11 protein-coding genes are annotated in these 20,280 nt (G+C 46.0%); 2 read left to right on the top strand and 9 right to left on the bottom strand.

Annotation, left to right across the window (positions count from 1 at the left end; translation table 11 throughout):
• The first annotated feature begins 33 nt into the window (after window positions 1-33).
• Window positions 34-558: a colicin E3/pyocin S6 family cytotoxin gene (locus tag K7B67_RS18950; RefSeq protein ID WP_252177428.1), complete on the top strand. Its 525-nt coding sequence runs from the start codon at window positions 34-36 to the stop codon at window positions 556-558.
• Between the two features lie 5 nt (window positions 559-563).
• Window positions 564-812 (top strand): hypothetical protein, encoded by a 249-nt coding sequence (locus K7B67_RS18945; RefSeq protein WP_252177427.1) that lies wholly within the window; start codon window positions 564-566, stop codon window positions 810-812.
• 190 nt (window positions 813-1,002) lie between these two features.
• Here K7B67_RS18945 and K7B67_RS18940 read toward each other — a convergent pair whose 3' ends face one another.
• From K7B67_RS18940 to K7B67_RS18900, 9 genes are all read right to left on the bottom strand, one after another.
• Complete coding sequence (locus K7B67_RS18940) at window positions 1,003-1,323, bottom strand: hypothetical protein (RefSeq protein ID WP_252177426.1); 321 nt, start codon at window positions 1,321-1,323, stop codon at window positions 1,003-1,005.
• Window positions 1,324-1,376: 53 nt separating this feature from the next.
• On the bottom strand, window positions 1,377-4,322 hold the full coding sequence (locus K7B67_RS18935) for an RING finger domain-containing protein (protein ID WP_252177425.1): 2,946 nt from the start codon (window positions 4,320-4,322) through the stop codon (window positions 1,377-1,379).
• A gap of 64 nt (window positions 4,323-4,386) precedes the next feature.
• A complete protein-coding gene (locus tag K7B67_RS18930; RefSeq protein ID WP_252177424.1) occupies window positions 4,387-7,368 on the bottom strand; it encodes an RING finger domain-containing protein in 2,982 nt (993 codons plus the stop codon).
• A 3-nt stretch (window positions 7,369-7,371) separates the two neighbouring features.
• Window positions 7,372-9,813, bottom strand: coding sequence for an RING finger domain-containing protein (locus tag K7B67_RS18925; protein ID WP_252177423.1), 2,442 nt, complete (start codon window positions 9,811-9,813; stop codon window positions 7,372-7,374).
• A gap of 64 nt (window positions 9,814-9,877) precedes the next feature.
• Complete coding sequence (locus tag K7B67_RS18920) at window positions 9,878-12,928, bottom strand: RING finger domain-containing protein (protein WP_252177422.1); 3,051 nt, start codon at window positions 12,926-12,928, stop codon at window positions 9,878-9,880.
• A 64-nt stretch (window positions 12,929-12,992) separates the two neighbouring features.
• On the bottom strand, window positions 12,993-15,992 hold the full coding sequence (locus K7B67_RS18915) for an RING finger domain-containing protein (protein WP_252177421.1): 3,000 nt from the start codon (window positions 15,990-15,992) through the stop codon (window positions 12,993-12,995).
• Between the two features lie 320 nt (window positions 15,993-16,312).
• The gene (locus K7B67_RS18910; protein WP_252177420.1) at window positions 16,313-16,807 is read right to left on the bottom strand and encodes a DUF29 domain-containing protein; all 495 of its coding nucleotides are present in this window, start codon (window positions 16,805-16,807) and stop codon (window positions 16,313-16,315) included.
• Window positions 16,804-17,301: a DUF29 domain-containing protein gene (locus K7B67_RS18905; protein WP_252177419.1), complete on the bottom strand. Its 498-nt coding sequence runs from the start codon at window positions 17,299-17,301 to the stop codon at window positions 16,804-16,806. Before K7B67_RS18905 ends, K7B67_RS18910 begins: the two co-directional genes overlap by 4 nt.
• A gap of 184 nt (window positions 17,302-17,485) precedes the next feature.
• Window positions 17,486-20,248 carry an RING finger domain-containing protein gene (locus K7B67_RS18900; protein ID WP_252177418.1) on the bottom strand — a complete coding sequence of 921 codons (2,763 nt, stop codon included), beginning with the start codon at window positions 20,246-20,248 and terminating at the stop codon, window positions 17,486-17,488.
• Between the last annotated feature and the right edge of the window lie 32 nt (window positions 20,249-20,280).

The raw sequence follows: 20,280 nt of genomic DNA, 5'->3' as shown, positions 1-20,280 counted from the left end.
TCCCTAAGTCGTGTCGATAGCGCCATGGATGCCGTGGTGGAGTTTATCGACGACAGCACTGGCAACCGGGTCAGTGCCGTCTGGCAACAACTGGACGAAATCACTCAGGCTCGTATACTGGGAGCCGGGAAGGTGCTTTCGGTGCTGGTGCCGGTTGCGAAAGTAAAGGCTTTGGCTGAGCTGACCAGAGTACCGTCACCTGCTCTGAAGAAAAATGGCTGGCACCCGGATAGTGTTGAAGCCCGGCATAAGGAGTGGCAGCGGCATTATGGAGGACGTGAGGATCATGATTATCAGGGAGTCAGTGGTTATGTTCCCGCTCCGGATTATCTAAAAGCCTTTCCTGAAGCAGCCAAGGCAAAGAAAAAGACTTCCGTTCAAGAAGGTGGTGCAAAAAGAGCACGATGGGTCGATCAAAAAGGTAACATTTACGAGTGGGACAGTCGTCACGGCACTGTTGAAAAATATAACAAGCATGGAAAGCATCTTGGCGAGTTTGACCCCGAGACAGGTCGACCACTAGTGCCAGCAGATAAAAATCGAAAAGTGGAGCAATAAGTAGTATGGGTTTTAAAATAGAATGTTTTAGCAATAGGACAGAGAGACTGGTCGATGAAAAACCTATTTCAGGAACACCTTTATCAAAATTACAGGATTTATTCGAAGTCCCTCGTAACAACTCTATGTATGATGGTGGCTATCCTATTGAAGAAAAGGATGTAGAGAAAATACGGTTTTTTAGCTATTTTTTTGGTATCAATTTTGATTTTCACAAGAACAGTTATTTCCTTATTTATCGTGCTGATTCTTAATAGTGGAAAAATAACAAGTGCGTGAAGCATCTTGGTGAGTTTGACCCAGAAACTGGTTGCCCGCTCAAACCAGCAGACAATACTCGACACGTGGAGCCTTAAAAATGGGATTTACGAGCTTGTGCATTTCTCTGAAATTGAAAAGTAGACTCCTAAGCCTGATTGGGCGAATCATGCCCCTGCATTGCCTTCAGCCTTTATTCATCCATTGCCCATGGCAACCACTGTGACCAATCATACGTCGACTGTCGGTTATTGTCGGCACAGGCCTGAAGGTAACCACCCAGTCCGGTGTGAAGATTGATACCCCTTTTTTCCTATCATTGATTTCACCCCGAACCCTGTGCCCATCGGAATGACGCTCAATAAGGTTTGAGGAATAGCATAGCGGCACAACCACCATAGCCAGCAGGAAAAGAACAAAAATACCCATCACACCCTTCTTGTTTGCCAGGAAACGCCAGAACAATCCGTGTTGAATATCTGTTCTGTAAAAATAAAAGAACGCCATGGGTGAATCTCATTATTCGTAGTGCATCAGAGAATAGCCAAGATTTTCCGGGACTACTCTTCTTTCCATAGTTCAATGATTTTCGCAATGTTTTCGGTACCTCTATCAAGTGACACCAAACCGGTGGTCACCACAAAACGGCTATTGTCGCTGAAGGTGGCTGAGGATATCGGACCAGAGTTGTGGATAAGGAGTTCTCTTTTCCGTGAATGGCCCAGCATATTGATTTTCGCCGTAGGATCTTTACCAAAGGTCATCAAATAGCAGAAACCGGGACAGAAGGTTGCCGAAGTGAAACCACCACGATGAAGGGCAGTGATTTCTTCTTCCCATAATGCATCGGTCTTTTCGCCGTAGATTTTTACCTGTTTGTCGAAACTGGCGATCACCACATAGCGGCCATTGGGACAGAAAGTGGCTGTGCTGATAAGATCACTATGGGAAATGATGGCTTTTTCCAGCCATGATCCATCGGCCTGTTTGCCAATGATTTTAACCAGGTTATCCTTGCCGATAGTCAGCACATGTCGGCTATCGGGGCTGAAGGCGGCTGATAGGATCGAACCACCGGTACTCATGTGGCTAATGGTGAATGCTTCTTCCCATGATTCGTCGTCTTTGCGGCCAATGATTTTTGCCGTGCCATCGTTACTGGCGGTCACCACATAGCGGTTATCGGGGCTAAAGATAGCTGAGTTGACAGACTCCTTATGGAGAACGATAAATTTTACTTGCCATGATCCATCGGCGGATTTGCCCTTGATTTTCACTACGTTATCTTTGCCAACAGTCACCACATGGCTAGCATCAGGACTGAGGCTGGCTAAACGGATCGGATCATCATAGTTGATGGTCTCTTCTACTTCCCATGATCCACTCTCCTTCTGAACATGAATTTTTGCTGTCCCATCTTCACTGACGATCAACACACGGCTGCTATCGGCGCTGAAGCTGGCTGAATGAATGGGCCCACGGTGGCGGATAGTGATTTCTTCTTCCCATGACCCATCCTCCTTCCAAACATGGATTTTTGCTGTTCCATCGTCGCTGGCGGTCAACACCCGGCTACTGTCGGGGATGAAGTTGGCTGATTTGACCGGACCATCGTGGCGAATAGTGAATTCTTCCTGCCATGATCCATCGGACTGAGAGACATAGATTTTCGCAGTGCCATCGTCACTGGCGGTCACCACACGTTGGTCATTGGCGCTGAAGGTGGCTGAGTTGACTTTACCGTCATGGCGGATCTCGGCTTTTACCACGGGATGAATGCAGCTTCGCAAGAGATTTAGAAACTGTGAATCATCAGATGCCTGGCCGCTATGTCGGCAAAATTGGATAAAATGGTACAAGGCTGCAAAACTTGTTTCTTCTTTATTCCATTCATACGTTGCTCTTCTTGCAGTAGCGAAAGAATGACAACCGTCGTATTTTCTTAATAGTTCGTTATAGTCGTTAAGTTTTTTTCTTAAGCCATTTAATTGTGTGCGACATGTAGGACAATATCTAATTGCACGATCCTGCTCCCTTTTTTTGAGCCACTGATTTAAACAATCTACGTGATAAAGGTGATTGCAGGGTGTTTTTATTATATTTGACGTTCGTACAAATTGCTCCTTACATATCACGCACTCTGTATCAATAATTTGTCTGGTTTCATGTTTATCCACTCTCAGTGCGTTATCGCGGAAAGAATGGGTAACTATGTAATCATTTTGCAAACGTAGTTCATCTGATAAGCGTAATAATTCATGGAACGAGGGGTGCTGGTTAGATTGTGTCAAGATATCCAGAAAAGAGCTGGGGGATTTCAATGATTTTGTATCATTTATAATCTCATTCCTTATGGCTAAATCTGATATTTCTTCTAATAAATTGCGAATACGCTCAACCGGGTGTGAATCAAGCAGGAATAATTGAATGAAGTACTCGGTAAAGCAACGTTTTTCAAAATGTCCTATGGGTAGCTGTTGGTGAGATTGATTGACCTTGTTGATTATGTCCAGAACAATCTTATGCAAAATCATCAGGTGGTTGTTGTCAGACCAAATCATCAGATGGTTTTTGTCAGACCAAATCATCGGGTAGCTGTTGCCAGCGGCTGCTATCAGCTGCTTGATAAATCGGTCGCGTGTTGAGTGCTCATGGGAAGAACGCGGCAGTACCAATATCGCCTTAAGAGGCGTGACCGTAGTAGTGCCCCTGATGTTTGTACATTTTGTTTCCAGAACCTGCAAACGCTGACGCATGTTCAGCTTATCCAGCACTTCCCTGAATTTAAAATCGGCATTGGGATCGTCACTTTCAATGATGGCTAAAAGCTCGTTGGCAATTACCTGAAGGTCCTGAGTCGAAGCATTATTTTTACTCACCTCTCCATTGTCGTCTTTTCTGTTATTACCATCCCCACTGCTACCATTACCTTCTCCCGGTGATTGGTTCTCTCGATTTTCAGGTGCTTCTCTTTTTTCCTGTTGATGGTGATTAGTTGCGTCATTTGATCCTGCATTGGGTTCGTTGCCAGAAGGTTGTCCATCCTCGTGGGCTGCCTGTCGGCCATCGCTAGAATCCTTACCTATGGACATCAGCCAGTTGATGACGGGTTGCAGAACAGTCAGGTCAATTTCGAATAATCCCGATGGCCTGCCGCCTCCACCTCCCCAGGGAGGAGGAGGCAAATAAAAAAAACCTCCATTGCCTCCGTTGCCTACACTGGGAAAGCCGACACTGGGAAAATTGGCGTTGCCAGCGGGCTTGCCTCCTGTCAATGTCAGGGTGCTATTGCGTGTTCTTCCATCATTGATTTCAGTCCGAACCTTGCGCCCATCGGGATGATGACGGTCAATAAGGAGTGAGGAATAGCATAACGGCACAATCATCACTAGCATGATAGCCAGCAGGAAAAGAGCAAAAATACCAACCATGCTCTTCTTGTTTGCCAGAAAACGGCAGGACAATCCGTGTTGAATGTTTGTTCTGGAAAAATAAAGGAACGCCATTGGTGAATCTCATTATTGGTAGTGCATCAGAGAATAGCCAAGAATTTCCGGGATGTTGCAAGAGCTACTCTTCCTTCCATAGTTCAATGATTTTCGCAATGTTTTCGGTACCTCTAACAAGTGACTCCAAACCGGTGGTCACCACAAAACGGCTATTGTCGCTGAAAGTGGCTGAGGATATCGGGCCAGAGTTGCGGATAGGAAGTTCTGTTTGCCGTGAATTGGCCAGGATATTGATTTTCGCCGTAGGATCTTCACCAAAGGTCATCACAAAGCGGCCATCGGTACTGAAGGTGGCCAAAATGAACCGACCATGATGAAGGATAGTGATTCCTTCTTCCCATGAATTATTCTTGCGGTCATGGATTTTTGCCGTTCCATCCAGACTGGTGGTTACTGCTCTTAGGCTATTGGGACTGAAGGTAGCTGAGGAGATCCTATGATGGTGGTGGATCGTGATTTCTTCTTCCCATAATACATCGGTCTTTTTGCCGTAGATTTTTGCCTGTTTGTCGAAACTGGCGGTCACCACATGGCGGCTATCGGGACTAAAAGTGACTGAGCTGATGTCATCACTGTGGGAAATGATGGCTTTTTCTACCCATGATCCGTCGGCTTGTTTGCTAATGATTTTAACCAGGCTATCCTTGCCGACAGTCAGCACATGTCGGCTATTGGGGCTGAAGGCGGCTGATAGGATCGGGCCATTGGTGCTAATGTGGCTAATGGTGAATTCGTCTCCCCATGACTTATCGCCTTTCTGGCCAATGATTTTTGCCGTGCCATCGTTACTGGCGGTCACCAGATAGCGGTTATTGGGGCTAAAGATGGCTGAGTTAACATGGTTACTATGGAGAACGATAAATGTTACTTGCCATGATCCATTGACGGATTTGCCCTTGATTTTCACCATGTTATCTTTGCCAACAGTCACCACATGGCTACCATCAGGACTGAAGCTGGCTAAATGGATCGGACCATCATGGTGGGTGGTTCCTTCTTCTTCCCATGATCCACTCTCCTTCAGGACATAAATTTTTGCTGTCCCGTCGTCACTGGCGGTCAACACACGGCTGCTATCGGCGCTGAAGCTGGCTGATCTGACCGGGCCTTCGTGGCGAATAGTGAGCTCTTCTTCCCATGATCCACTCTCCTTCCAAACATGGATTTTTGCTGTCCCATCGTCACTGGCGGTCAACACACGGCTACTATCGGCGCTGAAGCTGGCTGATTTGACCGGCCCATCGTGGCGAATAGTGAATTCTTCCTTCCATGATCCATCGGACTGAAAGACATAGATTTTCGCAGTGCCATCGTCACTGGCCGTCACCATACGGTGGTTATTGGCGCTGAAGCTGGCTGAGTTGACTTTACCGTCATGGCGGATCTCGGCTTTTACCACGGGATGAATGATGTTTCGCAAGATACTTAGAAACTTTAAATCATCAGATGCCCGGTTGCTATGTCGGCAATATTGGACAAAATGATACATGGTTTCATAACTTGTTTCTGCTTCATTCCATTCCTTAACTGCTCTTGCAATAGTTGAAAAATGACGACCGTCGTATTTGCTCAATAGTTTGTTAAAGTCGTTAAGTTTTTTTCTTAAGCCATTTAATTGTGTACGACAGGTAGGACAATCTTGAATTGCACGACCCTGCCTCCTTTTTTTGAGCCACTGACTTAAACAATTAACGTGATAAAGGTGATTACAGGGCGTTTTCACTATATTTGACGAGCGAGCAAACTGCTCCTTACATATCGCGCACTCTGCATCAATAATTTGTCTGGATTCATGTTTATCCACACGCAGTGCATTATCGCGGTAAGAAGTGATAGTTATGTAATCATTTTGCATACGCAGTTCATTTGAATAGCGTATTAATTCATGGAGCGATAAGTGTTGGTTAAATTGTTTCAAGGTATCCAGAAAAGAGGTGGGGAATGTTAATGATTGCGCATTATTTATAATCTTATTCCTTATGGCTAAATCTGGTATTTTTTCTAATAGATTGCGAATACGCTCAACCGGGTTTGAATGAAACAGGAACAATTGAAGGAAGTATTCAGTAAAGCAACATTTTTCAAAATGCCCTATTTGTGGTTGTTGGTCGGATTGATTGACCTTGTAGATTATGTCCAGAACAATCTCAGACAAAATCACCTGGCGGTTGTTGCCTGCGGCTTCTATCAGCTGCCTGATAAATCGGTTGCCTGTTGAGTGCTCATGGGAAGAACGCGGCAGTGCCAATATCGCCTCAAGAGGAGTAACAGTATTGCCCTTGATGTTTGTGCCTTTTGTTTCCAGAACCTGCAAACGCTGAGGCATGTCCAGCTTCTCCAGCATTTCCCTGAATTTAAAAGCGGCGTTGGGGTCGTCGCTTGCAATGATGGCTAAAAGCTCATTGGCAAGTAGCTGAAGGTCCTGAGTTGAAGCATTATTTTTACTCTCCTCGCCATTGTCGTCTTTTCTGTTATTGCCATCCCCGCTGCTATCATTGCCTTCTCCCGGTGATTTGTTCTCTCGATTTTCAGGGGGTTCTCTTTTTTCCTGTTGATTTTCCTGTTGATTTTCCTGTTGATTTTCCTGTTGATTTTCCTGTTGAGGGTGGTGGTTAGTTGCGTCATTTGATTCTGTGGGTCTGCTGCCAGAGGGTTGACCATCCTCATTAACTGCCTGTCGGCCATCACCTGTGGACATCAGCCAGTTGATGACGGGTTGCAGAATAGTCAGGTCAATTTCGAACAATCCCGATGGCCTGCCGCCGCCACCTCCCCAGGGAGGAGGAGGGGAATAAAAGAAGCCGCCGTTGCCTCCGTTGTCTCCGTTGCCGACACCAGGAAAATCGGCGTTGCCAGCGGGCTTGCCTCCTGTCACTGTCAGGGTGCTATTGCGTGCTCTCCCATCATTGATTTCAATCTGAAACTTGCTCCCATCGGGATGATGGTCAACAAGGGTTGTGGAATAGCATAATGGCACAATCATCATAGCCAGCATCATAGCCAGCAGGAAAAGAACAAAACTGCATCTTGAGTTCTGAAACATCAATTATTCTTCCTTCCATGGTTCAGTAATTGACACAATCTTGTGCACACGAAATCCTCCCCAAAACTTTTGGCTTACAAAGCGGCTATCGGCGCTGAAGCTGGCTGAGATGATTGTACTGGGTTGGCGAATAATGATTTTTTCTTCCCATGATCCATCGCCTTTCAGTTGAGTGATTATCGCGACACCATCCAAATCAAAGGTCATCACAAAACGGCCATTGGCACTGAAGGTGGCTGAAATGACCTTATCAGTATGATGGATAGTGAGTCCTTCTTCCCATGATCCATCATTCTTGTAGTTATGGATTTTTGCTGTTCCATCATGACCGGTGGTTACTGCATGTTGGCTATCGGGACTGAAGGTGGCTGAGGAGACCCTAACATCGTGGTGGATAGTGATTTCTTCTTCCCATGATACATCGGTCTTTTCGCCGTAGATTTTTGCCTGTTTGTCGTCACAAGTGGTCACCACATGGCGGCTATCGGGACTGAAGTTGGCTTTGCGGATAAGATCACTATGGGAAATGATGCCTTTCACTCCCCATGATCCGTCGGCCCGTTTACCAATGATTTTAACCTTGTAATCATCCGCGCAGAAAGTGAGCACATGTCGGCTATCGGGGCTGAATTCGGCTGAAAAGACCGGACCATCGGTGTTAATGTATTCTTCTTGCCATGATCCGTCGTCTTTCTGGCCAATGATTTTTGCCGTACCGTCGCTACTGGCGGTCACCAGATAGCGGTTATTGGGGCTGAAGTTGGCTGAGTTGACATCATTCTTGTGGATAACGGTAAATTTTACTTGCCATGATCCATCGGCAGATGCGCCCGTGATTTTCACCAGGTCATCTGTTACGTCGGCAGTCACCACATGGTTACCATCAGCACTGAAGCTGGCTAAATCGATCGGACCATTATGGCTGATGATCACTTCTTCTTTCCATGATCCATCCTCCTTCTGACCATGGACTTTTGCTGGCCCATTGAAACTGACGGTCAACACACGGCGACTATCGGCGCTGAAGTCGGCTATACGGATCGAATCAACATGGCTGATGGTTATTTCTTCTTGCCATGATCCATCCTCTTTCCGAACATGGATTTTTACTATCCCATCGTCACTGGCAGTCAACACACGGCGACTATCGGCGCTGAAGCGGGCTAATTTGACCCGATCATCGTGGTGGATAGTGAACTCTTCCCTCCACGATCCATCGGTCTCATCGCTATGGATTTCCACAGTGCCGTCGTTACTGGCGATCATCACATGGTGGTTATTGGTGCTGAAGACGGCTGAGGTGATACTGCCGTGGATAATTTCGGCTTTTGTCACGAGATGAGGGATGCGTCGCAAGAGTTTTACAAACTGTGAATCATCAGATGGCAGGCTGCTATGTCGGCAAAGCTGGACAAAATGGTACAAGGTTTCATAACTTGTTACTGCTTTATTCCATTCCTCCACTGCTCTTCTTGCAGTAGCTAAAGAATGACAACCATCGTATTTTTTCAATAGTTCGTTAAAGTCGTTAAGTTTTATTTTTAAGCCATATAATGGTTTGCGACAGGTAGGACAATCTGGAGTTGCACGATTCTGCTCCTTTGTTTCGAGCCACTTATTTAAACAATCAACGTGATAAAGATGATTACAGGCCACTTTCACTATATTTGACGAGTCTACAAACTGCTCTCTGCATATCGCACACTCTACACCAATAATTTGTCTGGATTCCTGTTTATCCACACGCAGAGCATTATCGCGACCACAAATGATTGCTATGTAATCATTTGTGGTCGAAGCATTATTTTCACTCTCCTCGCCATTGTCGTCTTTTCTGTTATTGCCATCGCCGCTGCTACCACTGCCTTCTCCCGGTGATTTGTTCTCCCGATTTTCAGGTGCTTCTTGATGGTGCTGGTTAGTTCCGTCATTTGATCCTGCATTGGGTCCGCTGCCAGAGGGTTGACCATCCTCATTAGCTGCCTGTCGGCCATTGGCAGAATCCTTACCTATGGACATCAACCCGTTGATGACGGGTTGCAGAATAGTCAGGTCAATTTCGAATAATCCCGATGGCCTGCCGCCGCCACCTCCCCAGGGAGGAGGAGGCAAATAAAAAAAGCCGCCATTGCCTCCGTTGCCGACACCGGGAAAATCGGCGTTGCCAGCGGGCTTGCCTCCCATCACTGTCAGGGTGCTATTGCGTGCTCTCCCATCATTGATTTCAATCGGAACCTTGCGCCCATCGGGATGATGACGGTCAATAAGGTTTGAGGAATAACATAACGGCACAATCATCATAGCCAGCATCATAGCCAGCATCATAGCCAGCATTATAGCCAGCAGGGAAAGAACAAAAATACCAATCACGCCCTTCTTGTTTGCCAGGAAATGCCAGGACAATCCGTGTTGAATGTCTGTTCTGTAAAAATAAAGGAACGCCATGGGCGAATCTCATTATTGGTACTGCATCAGAGAATAGCCAAGAATTTCCAGAACGCTGGTGGAGTTACTCTTCCTTCCACAGTTCAGTAATTTTCACAATGTCGCCGAAACCATCAGAGTCTGACAAATAACTGTGGGTCAGTACAAAGCGGCTATTGGCGCTGAAGCTGGCTGAGAAGATTGGGCGGACGTAGCGGATAACGATTTTGATAGCGCCATTCAGGTCATTGATTTTCACGGCCCCATCGATCCCATCGATCCCATCGATCACATTCCCAAAGGTCATCACAAAGCGGCCATCGGCACTGAAGCTGGCATGAGAGGCCTGACGTATATCATGGATAGTGCGTCCTTCTTCCCATGATCCATCATTCTTGAGGTTATGGATTTTTGCCGTTCCATCATAACTGGTGATGACTGCATGTTGGCTATCGGGGCTGAAGATGGCTGTTAAGATCAAATCATTGTGGTGGATAGTGATTTCTTCTTCCCATAATGCATCGGTCTTTTCGCCGTAGATTTTTGCCTGATCGTCGTGACTGGTGGTCATCACATGGCGGCTATCGGGACTGAAGATGGCTGTGTTGATAAGATTACTATGGGAAATGATGGCTTTTGCTCCCCATGATCCGTCGGCCCTTTTACCAATGATTTTAACCAGATTATCATCCCTGCCGACAGTCATTACATGTCGGCTATCGGGGCTGAAGTGGGCCTCAAAGATCGGACCACCGGTGCTAGTGTATTCTTCTTCCCATGATCCATCGTCTTTCTGGCCAATGATTTTTGCCGTGTCGTCTTCACAGGCGGTCACCAGATAGCGGTTATCGGGGCTAAAGTTGACTGCGTTGAGCCAGCCCTCATGGATAACGATAAATTTTACTTGCCATGATCCATTGGCAGATTTGCCCGTGATTTTCACCAGATTATCATCGCCGACAGTCACCACATGGCTACCATCAGCACTGAATCTGGCTACATAGATCATACCATGATGGTTGATAGTCCCTTCTTTTTTCCATGATCTATCCTCCTTCTGACCATGGATTTTTGCTGTCCCATCTCTGCTGGCGGTCAACACACGGCTACTATCGGCGCTGAATTCGGCTAAATGGATCGGACCATCATGGCTGATGGTCACTTCTTCTTGCCATGATTCATCCTCCTTCAGAATATGGAGTTTTGCTGTCCCATCGCTACAGGCGGTCAACACACGGCGACTATCGGCGCTGAAGCGGGCTAATTTGACCATACCATCGTGGAGGATAGTGAACTCTTCCCGCCAGGATCCATCGGACTGATAGACATAGATTTTCGCAGTGCCGTCGTCACTGGCGGTCACCACACGGTGGTTATTGGGGCTGAAGACGGCTGAGTTGATCTTGCCGCGATGGATAATTTCGGCTTTGTTCATGGGATGAATGAGGGTTCGCAAGAGTTTTACAAACTGTGAATCATCAGATGCCTGGCTGCTATGTCGGCAAAATTGGACAAAATGGTACAAGGTTGCATAACTTGTTTCTGCTTTATCCCATTCCTTGACTGCTCTTTCTGCAATAGCTAAAGAATGACAATCGTCGTATTTTTTCAATAGTTTGTTAAAGTCGTTAATTTTTTTTCTTAAGCCATTTAATTGTGTACGACAGGTAGGACAATTTCTAATTGAACGATCCTGCAACCTTTTTTTGAGCCACTGACTTAAACAATCAACGTGATAAAGGTGATTACAGGGCGTTTTCACTATATTTGACGAGCGTTCAAACGGCTCCTTACATATCGCGCACTCTGCATCAATAATTTTTCTGGATTCATATTTATCCACACGCAGTGCATTATCGCCGAAAGCAGTGGTCGCTATGTAATCATTTTGTACACGCAGTTCATTTGATAAGCGTAATAATTCATGGAGCGATGAGTGCTGGTTAAATCGTTTCAAGGTATCCAGAAAAGAGGTGGGAAATGTCAATGATTGCGCATTATTTATAATCTCACTCCTGATGGCTAAATCTGATATTTTTTCTAATAGATTGCGAATACGCTCAACCGGGTTTGAATGAAGCAGGGACAATTGAAGGAAGTACTCAGTAAAGCAACATTTTTCGAAATCCCCTATCTGTGGTTGTTGGTGAGATTGGTTGAGCTTGTGGATTATGTCCAGAACAATTTCAGACAAAATCATCTGGCGGTTGTTGCCAGCGGCTTCTATCAGCTGCCCGATAAATCGGTTGCGTGTTGAGTACTTATGGGAAGAACGCGGCAGTGCCAATATCGCCTCAAGAGGAGTAACCGTATTGCCCTTGATGTTTGTGCCTTTTGTTTCCAGAACCTGCAAACGCTGAGGCATGTCCAGCATCTCTAACATTTCCCTGAATTTAAAAGCGGCGTTGGGTTCGTCGCTTGCAATGATGGCCAGAAGCTCGTTGGCAAGTATCTGAAGGTCCTCAGTCGAAGCATTATTTTGACTTTCCTCTCCATTGTCGTCTTTTCTGTTATTGCCATCTCCACTGCTATCATTGCCTTCTCCTGGTGATTTGTTCTCTCGATTTTCAGGTGATTCTCTTTTTTCCTGTTGATTTTCCTGTTGAGGGTGGTGGTTATTTGCATCATTTGATCCTGTGGGTCTGCTGCCAGAGGGTTGACCATCCTCATTGGCTGCCTGTCGGCCATCACCAGAATCCTTACCTATGGGCATCAGCCAGTTGATGACGGGTTGCAGAATAGCCAGGTCAATTTCGAACAATCCCGATGGCCTGCCGCCGCCACCTCCCCAGGGAGGAGGCGGCAAATAAAAGAAGCCCCCGTTGCCTCCGTTGTCTCCGTTGCCGACACTGGGAAAATCGGCGTTGCCAGCGGGCTTGCCTCCTATCACTGTCAGGGTGCTATTGCGGGTTTTCCCATCATTGATCTCAATCCGAACCTTGCGCCCATCAGGATGATGACGGTCAATAAGGGTTGAGGAATAGCATAACGGCACAATCATCATAGCTAGCATCATAGCTAGCATCATAGCTAGCAGGGAAAAAGTAAAAATACCAACCACGCCCTTATTATTTGCCAGAAAACGCCAGGACAATCCGTGTTGAATGTCTGTTCTGTAAAAATAAAGGAACGCCATGGGTGACTCTCATTATTGGTACTGCATCAGAGAATAGCCAAGAATTTCCGGGACGTTGTTGGAGTTACTCTTCCTTCCATAGTTCAGTAATTTTCACAATTTCGCCGAAACCATCAGGGTCTGACAAAAAACTTTGGGTCAGTACAAAGCGGCTATTGGCGCTGAAGCTGGCTGTGAAGATTGGATAGAAGTGGCGGATATTGATTTGGGCAGCGCCATTCAGGTCATTGATTTTCGCGAGACCATTCCCAAAGGTCATCACAAAGCGGCCATCGGGACTGAAGCTGGCGTCAGAGGCCTGACGTATATCATAGATAGTGCGCCCTTCTTCCCACGACCCATCATGCTTGAGGTTATGGATTTTTGCCGTTCCATCATCACTGGCGATTACCGCATGTTGGCTATCGGGACTGAAGATGGCTGTGAAGACCAAATCATTGTGGTGGATAGTGATTTCTTCTTCCCATAATGCATCGGTCTTTTCACCGTAGATTTTTGCCTGATTGTCGAGACTGGTGGTCATCACATGGCGGCTATCGGGACTGAAGATGGCGGTGCTGACAAGATCACTATGAGAAATGATGGTTTTTACTCCCCATGATCCGTCGGCCCTTTTACCAATGATTTTAACCAGATTATCATCCCTGCCGACAGTCAGTACATGTCGGCTATCGGGGCTGAAGTTGGTCGCAAAGATCGAACCATTGATGCTAATGTACTCTTCTTGCCATGATCCATCGTCTTTCTGGCCAGTGATTTTTGCCGTGCCGTCGTCACTTGCGGTCACCAGATAGCGGTTATCGGGGCTAAAGTTGGCTGAGTTGACCCAGTCCTCATGGATAACGATAAATTTTACTTGCCATGATCCATCGGCGGATTTGCCCGTGATTTTCACCAGGTTATCTTCGCCGACAGTCATCACATGGCTACCATCATTACTGAAGCTGGCTATATTGATCGGACCATCATGGTTGATGGTCACCTCTCTTTTCCATGATCTATCCTTCTTCTGACCATGGATTTTTGCTGTCCCATCTCTGCTGGCGGTCAACACATGGCTACTATCGGCGCTGAATTCGGCTAAATAGATCGGACCATCATGGCTGATGGTCACTTCTTCTTGCCATGATCGATTCTCCTTCAGAACATGGATTTTTGCTGTCCCGTCGCCACTGGCGGTCAACACACGGCTACTATCGGCGCTGAAGCTGGCTAATTTGACCCGACTATCGTGGTGGATAGTGAACTCTTCCCGCCACGATCCATCGGCCTGATAGACATAGATTTTCGCAGTGCCGTCGTTACTGGCAGTCACCACACGGTGGTTATTGGGACTGAAGACGGCTGAGTTGATATCGCCGCGATGGATAATTTCGGCTTTTTTCGCTGGATGAATGAGGCATCGCAAGAGTTTTACAAACTGTGAATCATCAGATGCCTGGCTGCTATGTCGGCAAAATTGGATAAAATGGTACAAGGTTGCATAACTTGTTTCTGCTTTATTCCATTCCTTAACTGCTCTTTCTGCAGTGGCTAAAGAATGACAACCGTCGTATTTTTTCAATAGTTTGTTAAAGTCGTTAACTTTTATCCTTAAGCCATTTAATTGTGTACGACAGACAGGACAATCTTGAAATGCACGATCCTGCCTCCTTTTTTTGAGCCACTGACTTAAACAATCAACGTGATAAAGGTGATTACAGGAGGTTTTCACTATATTTGACGAGCGTTCAAACTGCTCCTTACATATCGCGCACTCTGAATCAATGATTTTTCCGGATTCATGTTTATCCACACGCAGTGCATTATCGCGAAAAGTAGTGGTCGCTATGTAATTATTTTGAATACGCTGTTCATTTGATAAGCGTATTAATTCACGGAACGATGGGTGCTGGTTAAGTCGTTTCAAGGTATCCAGAAAAGAGGTGGGAAATGTCAATGATTGTGTATTATTTATAACCTCATTCCTTATGGCTAAATCTGATATTTTTTCTAATAGATTGCGAATACGCTCAACCGGGTTTAAATGAATCAGGAACAATTGAAAGAAGTACTCAGTAAAGCAACATTTTTCAAAATCCCCTATCTGTGGTTGTTGGTGAGATTGGTTAAGCTTGTGGATTATGTCCAGAACAATCTTGGGCAAAATCATCTGGCGGTTGTTGCCAGCGGCTTCTATCAGCTGCCCGATAAATCGGTTGCGTGTTGAGTACTTATGGGCAGAACGCGGCAGTGCCAATATCGCCTCGAGAGGAGTAACCGTATTGCCCCTGATGTTTGTGCCTTTTGTTTCCAGAACCTGCAAACGCTGAGGCATGTCCAGCATCTCTAACATTTCCCTGAATTTAAAAGCGGCGTTGGGTTCGTCGCTTGCAATGATGGCTAAAAGCTCATTGGCAAGTACCTGAAGGTCTTGAGTCGAAGCATTATTTTCACTCTTCTCTCCATTGTCGTCTTTTCTGTTATTGCCATCTCCACTGCTATCATTGCCTTCTCCTGGTGATTGGTTCTCTCGATTTTCAGGTGATTCTCTTTTTTCCTGTTGATTTTCCTCTTGATGGAGGTGGATATTTGCATCATTTGATCCTGTGGGACTGCTGCCAGAGGGTTGACCATCCTCATTGGCTGCCTGTCGGCCATCGACAGAATTCTTACCTATGGACATCAGCCGGTTGATGACGGGTTGCAGAACAGTCAGGTCAATTTCGAACAATCCCGATAGCCTGCCGCCGCCACCTCCCCAGGGAGGAGGCGGCAAATAAAAGAAGCCCCCGTTGCCTCCGTTGTCTCCGTTGCCGACACTGGGAAAATCGGCGTTGCCAGCAGGTTTGCCTCCTGTCACTGTCAGGGTGCTATTGTGGGTTTTCTCATCATTGATTTCAGTCCGAACCTTGTGCCCATCGAGATGATGACGGTCAATAAGGTTTGAGGAATAACATAGCGGTACAACCATCATAGCCAGCAAGGAAAGAACAAAAATACCAACCACGCCCTTATTGTTTGCCAGAAAACACCAGGACAATCCGTGTTGAATGTCTGTTCTGTAAAGATAAAGGAACGCCATGGGCGGATCTCATTATTGGTACTGCATCAGAGAATAGCCAAGAATTTCCGGGACGTTGCTGGAGTTACTCTTCCTTCCATAGTTCAGTAATTTTCACAATGCTGCCGGGAACATTAAAGTCTGACAAATAGCTTTGGGTCAGCACAAAGCGGCTATCGGCGCTGAAGCTGGCTGAGAAGATTGGATTGGATGAGCGATGGCAGGCAGGTGGATGTGGGCGATGTGGTGATGGTGGCTATTGGTGGGTTGCGAAACCTTGATAAGCGGTTGCAGAAGATGGAGCAGCGCCAGAAGGGGTAGGTTTCTGGCGGGTCGTTTTACTACTTTTTCCTCAGAACGGGCCAATCATCATCCATTATCTGCTCAAAACTCCAAGGGCATTCACCAGGGAAGCTATTTTCGTTAAGCTTCTGGTTCTCATGTCGAGCATATTTACTCATTTCCCTAATTGCTCTTTGTTTAGCCGTAGAATAAGTTTGAATTAAAGCTTCGCTTATCTGGTGTTTTAGATTGGCATTGTTTTTAATCAATTCTTGAATTTGTGCCCTTGGGTTATTAATGCTTGGCAGCCATGTATGTTTTACATATTTCTCAACCCACGGGTCTTGTAAAACTTTTTCCTGATAATCCCATTTTAATAAGTGTGTCAATAGGATCATCAAGTGTGATTTTAATGTCTTAAAGTCTTGCTTAATACCCAACTCCAATTCCTCAATCAAGTTTTCAACATCTAACTGATCTAACTGCCCTTGAATGAGGAATTCCCGTTGCTGACTCAGCCATTGATGGTAGTCAGTCTCGTATAAGCTGCTCATAGTTCAACTCCGTTCAGTGGATACCAGTCTTCGGTCATTAACTGATCGTAAGACCAAGGGCATTCATCTGGAAAGCTATTGTTATCAAGTTTCTGGTTTTTATTAACATAAAGGTTCATAGCTTTAATGGCGTCTTGTTTACCATAGGCATAAGCCACCTTTAAAGCACCCTCAATTCTCGGTGCTAAACTGTGATTTTTTCTGATTAGTTTATTAATCCCACTCCTACAGGTGCATACCGTAACCATCCAACCTTTAAGCACTCTTTCCGTTGCTACAGTGTCCTTTAATACCGTCGTTTGGTAATCCATTTTAAGCAAGTGGTGTATAAGATTTATCAGAAAATGCTCAAGATTATCTACCTTGGATTCTATACCCAACTCCAAGTCCTCCAACAAATTTTCTAAATCCAACTGGTCAAAATTACGATCTCTCAGCAAAGCTACCTGATTGGTTAGCCACTGGTGATAGTCAGTCTCATATAAGCTATTCATCGTTTTACCTCAACTTGATACCTTGTTAATACTCCATTGCCCTACCACTGTAGGCAAATAACAGAAAGGACGCAAAATGAATTACCAAAGCACAGATGCCTTTGCCGGGGGCTTTGCCCGGGGGTTCGGGCTGGTTTGGTACTGCATCAGAGAATAGCCAAGAATTTCCGGGACGTTGCTGGAGTTACTCTTCCTTCCATAGTTCAGTAATTTTCACAATGCTGCCGGGAACATTAAAGTCTGACAAATAGCTTTGGGTTAGCACAAAGCGGCTATTGGCGCTGAAGCTGGCTAAGGTGATGGTATTGGGGTGGCGGATAGTGATTTGGTTAGCGGCGCCCTTCAGGTAATTGATTTTCGCGATACCATCCATACCAAAGGTCATCACAAAGCGGCTATCGGCACTGACGGTGGCTGAAGTGACCCGAGCATTATGATGGATAGTGAGTCCTTCTTCCCATGATCCATCATTCTTGTAGTTATGGATTTTTGCCGTTCCATCATCAGTGGTGGTAACTGCATGTTGGCTATCGGGACTGAAGGTGGCTGAGAAGACCCAATCATTGTGGTGGATAGTGATTTCTTCTTCCCATAATGCATCGGTCTTTTCGCCGTAGATTTTTGCCTGTGTGTCGAAACTCGCGGTCACCACATGGTGGCTATCGGGACTGAAGGCAGCAGAGTAGACACGATCACTGTGGGAAATGATGGCTTTTACTACCCATGATCCGTCGGCCCGTTTACCAATGATTTTAACCAGATTATCCTTGCCGACAGTCAGTACATGTTGGCTATCGGGGCTGAAGGTGGCTGACATGATCGGACCATCGGTGCGAATGTGGCTGATGGCGAGTTCTTCTTCCCATGAGTCATCGTCTTTCCGGGTAATGATTTTTGCCGTGCCATCGTAACTGGCGGTCACCACATGGCGGTTATTGGGGCTAAAAATGGCTGAGTTGACACGGCTCTTATGGGCAGTGACAATTTTTTTTTGCCATGATCCATCGGCTGATTTGCTCGTGATTTTTACCCGGTTATCTTTGCCGACAGTCACCACATGACTACCATCGGCACTGAGGCTGGCTAAATGGATAGGACAAGTATGGCGGATGGTTACTTCTTCTTTCCATGATCCATCCTCCTTCAGAACATGGATTTTTGCTGTACGATCTTTGCTGGCGGTCAACACACGGCCATTGTCGACGCTGAAGGTGGCTGATTTAATGGACCCACGGTGGCGGATAGTGATTTCTTTTTGCCATGATCCATCCTCCTTCCGAACATAGATTTTTGCTTTACCATCTTTGCCGGCGGTCAACACACGGCGACTGTCGGCGCTGAAGCTAGCTGATTTGACCGAACCACTGTGGCGGATAGTGAATTCTTCCTTCCATGATCCATCGGACTGATTGGCATAGATTTTTGCAGTGCCATCGCGACTGGCGGTCACCACAAGGTGGTTATTGGCGCTGAAGGTGGCTGAGTTGACTCGATCGTCATGGCGGATCCTGGCTTTTGTCACGGGATGAATGAGGCTTCGCAAGAGTTTTACAAACTGTGAATCATCAGATGCCTGGCTGCTATGTCGGCAAAATTGGATAAAATGGTACAAGGCGGGGTAATTTGTTTCTGTTTTATTACATTGCTCAGTTGCTCTGTTTGCAGTCACTAAAGAGTGACAACTGTCGTATTTTTTCAATAATTTGTTAAAGTCGTTAAGTTTTATTGTTAAGCCATTTAATTGTGTACGACAGGTAGGACAATTTCTAATTAATTGGTCCCACCTCCTTTTTTTGAGCCACTGATTTAAACAATCTACGTGATAAAGGTGATTGCAGGGCGTTTTCACTATCTTTGACGAGCGTACAAACTGCTCCTGACATACTGCGCACTCTGTATCAATAATTTGTCCAGATTCATGTTTATCCACACGCAGTGCATTATCGCGAAAAGAAGTGATAGCGATGTAATCACCTATGGTTTCAGAGGCACTCATCAGGTGGCTGTCGTCAGACAACATCATCAGGTAGTGGTCGTCAGTGGCTGCTATCAGCTGCTCGATAAATCGGTTGCGTGTTGAGTGCTCATCGGAAGAACCTGGCAGTGCCAATATCGCTTCAAGAGGAGTAACTGTATTGCCCCTGATGTTTGTGCCTTTTGTTTCCAGAACCTGCAAACGCTGAGGCATGTCCAGCTTATCCAGCATTTCCCTGAATTTAAAAACAGCGTTGGGATCGTCGCTTTCAATGATGGCTAAAAGCTCGTTGGCAAGTAGCTGAAGGTCCTGAGTCGAAGCATTATTTTTACTCTGCTCTCCATTGTCGTCTTTTCTGTTATTGCCATCGCCGCTGCTACTATTACCTTCTCCCGGTGATTTGTTCTCTCGATTTTCGGGTGCTTCGCTTTGCTCCTGTTGATGGGGGGTAGTTGCGTCATTTGCTCCTGCATTGGGTCTGCTGCCAGAGGGTTGACCATCCTCATTACCTGCCTGTCGGCCATCACCAGAACCCTTACCTATGGACATCAGCCAGTTGATGACGGGTTGTAGAATAGTCAGGTCAATTTCGAACAATCCCGATGGCCTGCCGCCTCCACCTCCCCAGGGAGGAGGCGGCAAATAAAAGAAGCCTCCGTTGTCTCCGTTGCCGACACTGGGAAAATCGGCATTGCCAGCGGGCTTGCCTCCTGTCACTGTCAGTGTGCTATTGCGTGCTTTCCTATCATTGATTTCAATCCGAACCTTGCGCCCATCGGGATGATGAGAGTCAATAAGGTTTGAGGAATAGCATAACGGCACAATCACCATAGCTAGCATCATAGCTAGCATCATAGCTAGCATCATAGCCAGCAGGGAAAAAACAAAAATACCAATCACGCCCTTTTTGTTTGGGAAGCGCCAGAACAATCCGTATTGAATATTTGTTTTGGAAAAATCAAGGAACGCCATGGGTGAATCTCATTATTGATAGTGCATCAGAG

This window comes from Endozoicomonas sp. 4G (genome assembly GCF_023822025.1).
Classification (GTDB): domain Bacteria; phylum Pseudomonadota; class Gammaproteobacteria; order Pseudomonadales; family Endozoicomonadaceae; genus Endozoicomonas_A.
Note: the sequence above shows the minus strand (reverse complement) of the source record. Positions and strands in the feature narration are given on the sequence as shown.